The sequence below is a fragment of the Mesorhizobium sp. M7A.F.Ca.AU.002.02.1.1 genome, assembly GCF_003998535.1.
GTDB lineage: Bacteria > Pseudomonadota > Alphaproteobacteria > Rhizobiales > Rhizobiaceae > Mesorhizobium > Mesorhizobium ciceri.
On the sequence record NZ_RZPB01001097.1, the window covers coordinates 1 to 1,538 of the forward strand.

A 1,538-nucleotide genomic window follows, 5' to 3' on the forward strand; every position below is an offset into this window, starting at 1 on the left:
GTGCTGCTCTTGATCATGGTCGAGGTGCTTAACACCGGCATCGAGGCGGCATGCGACGCTTTCAGCCGCGAGTTCAATGTCGACATCCAGTTGGCCAAGGATTGCGGTTCGCTGGCGGTGCTGATTTCGGTGCTCATCGTCGCCGGTGTCTGGGGCATCGCCATTATCGAGCGGATCACTGGGCTACCGATCTAGCCTTTCGATGCCTATATGGCAGTCACCAAAGGAGACTGTCATGGCCGGGGCCGCCAATTTTCTGCTTCTCGAACGCGTGGGCCTGCCAGACGATCTGCGCTGGCTCGTCGAAAAATACCCGCGTGAAAACTGGCAGGACCATGCCAACGTCCACGGCATCGCCAATATGTGGCTGCAGCGGCACGACATGTTCCGCGAACTTGGCGGCATGCTGGCCAACGGCATTGACGACTTCCGTGAGGGACGGCTGACGGCGCCTGATTTCGCGCGCTGGTTCGCGCCGCGCCTCAATCATTTTCTTGGGCATCTCGACGGTCACCACAATGTCGAGGATTATCAATATTTCCCGATCTTCGCCAAGGCCGAGCCCCGTTTGAAGCGCGGCTTCGAGATTCTCGATGCCGACCACCACACCATCCATGAAGGGCTGGAGCGCAATGCCGAGGCGGCCAATGCCTTCATTAAGACGCTTCAGGAGAGCGAGGACAGACAGCGCTTTGCAGCCGACGCCTATGCCGACGAAAACAGCCGGCTGATCGCCATGCTGACAAGACATCTTGCCGACGAGGAAGACCTGATCGTCCCGCTTATCCTCGATCGGGGGGATCAGGCGCTCGGCGTGGATTGACGATCAGCCTTCCCTGGCGCGTTCCCTCCTGGCGATGTGACGGGCGACGAGCCATGCCACAACGGCCACGGTCAGGCCGATGCCAAGACCGATCAGCAACCGTTCGTGATGCATCAGCGCCTGGCCGATGAAGTGCTCTGCGCCAAGTCCAAAGACATAACCGATCGTACCGAACAGCACCGCCCAGACCGCCGATGAAAGCGCGTTGAGGATGACGAAGCGCGGCGCTGTGATATTGGAGAGCCCGGCTGCAATGCCGCCGACGAGACGCATGCCGTAGATATAGCGGTTCGACAGCACGAAAATGTCGGGATGGGTGTTGAGCAGGCGAAAGGCGCGGCGAAAGCCGGGCCGCTTGCGCAATCTGACGACATAGGGATGGTCGGCAAAGCTTCGTCCGAGGATGAAGAAGAAAGTGTCGCCGACAAAGGCGCCGAGGCCGGCCGCAAGGACGGCGTGCCACAGCACGAAGACCTGCTGGTGGGCGAAGAAGCCGCCGAGAATGGCAGCACTTTCGCCCTCCGCGATGCAACCGACAAAGACCGCGAGCAGCCCGTATTGTTCGATGAAATGGTGGATCGCGTCGGTCATGAAGCCGACTGCTGCGAAGACAGCCTTTCGTCGATCCGCTTGATCATCTCGGTCAGTTGCACGATCTCGTCGCGCATGCCGAGAATCTGGCCGTGGCGCAGTTCATCCAGCTTTTCATGCAGCG

The 1,538-nt window shown here is 60.0% G+C and carries 3 protein-coding genes; 2 read left to right on the forward strand and 1 reads right to left on the reverse strand.

What is annotated here, in order from left to right; all coding sequences use genetic code 11:
* Together EN879_RS35365 and EN879_RS35370 are read left to right on the forward strand one after the other, a co-directional pair.
* Positions 1-195, forward strand: a 195-nt coding sequence (locus EN879_RS35365; RefSeq protein ID WP_164774816.1) for a diacylglycerol kinase, incomplete at its 5' end; no start/stop codon positions are given.
* Between the two features lie 40 nt (positions 196-235).
* Positions 236-823, forward strand: a complete 588-nt coding sequence (locus tag EN879_RS35370) for a hemerythrin domain-containing protein (protein WP_063167905.1) — start codon at positions 236-238, stop codon at positions 821-823.
* 3 nt (positions 824-826) lie between these two features.
* On the opposite strand, the gene EN879_RS35375 is transcribed toward EN879_RS35370, so the two are convergent.
* Positions 827-1,414: a DedA family protein gene (locus EN879_RS35375; protein ID WP_024503560.1), complete on the reverse strand. Its 588-nt coding sequence runs from the start codon at positions 1,412-1,414 to the stop codon at positions 827-829.
* Positions 1,415-1,538: the final 124 nt, after the last annotated feature.